The organism is Vibrio sp. 1288, from assembly GCF_033344475.1.
This window is the reverse complement of the sequence record NZ_JAWPOX010000614.1, coordinates 1-660: the sequence shown is the minus strand read 5'-3', so window position 1 is coordinate 660 and position 660 is coordinate 1. Positions and strand designations below refer to the sequence as shown.

At 46.4% G+C, this 660-nt stretch carries 1 pseudogene; it reads left to right on the top strand.

The features are described from left to right. A pseudogene (locus tag R8O11_RS28350) lies at positions 1-660 on the top strand (dehydrogenase); the annotation flags it as partial.

The following is a 660-nucleotide window of genomic DNA, read 5'->3' as shown; positions in this document are numbered from 1 at the left end:
AAGACAGAGCGTTAGAGGCACTAAAACTGGCGTTGGATAGCGGCCACATCGTCGCAAACCACAGTTATGACCATATGGTTCACAACTGTGTTGAAGAATTTGGCCCAAACAGTGCGGCAGAATGTAATGCAACGGGTGATCACCAGATCAACTCTTATCAAGATCCTGCCTACGATGCCTCGATGTTTGCAGAAAACTTGTCAGTACTAGAAAAATATTTGCCGAACATTACGAGCTACCCAAACTATAAAGCGAATGAGTTTGCTCGTTTGCCGTATACCAATGGTTGGCGCGTTACGAAAGACTTCAAAGCGGACGGCTTATGTGCCACGTCCGATGATCTTAAACCTTGGGAGCCTGGCTATGCATGTGATACGGCAAATCCATCCAACAGTGTAAAAGCAGCCATCGCGGTTCAAAATATCCTAGCGAATAACGGCTATCAAACTCACGGTTGGGATGTGGATTGGGCCCCTGAAAACTGGGGTATTGCGATGCCAGCAAACAGCCTTACAGAAGCTGAACCATTCCTTGGGTATGTCGATTCCGCGCTAAATACTTGTGCGCCTACGACAATTAACCCTATCAACTCCAAAGCACAAGAGTTCCCATGTGGTACACCTTTGCATGCTGATAAAGTTATTGTGCTAACTCACGAAT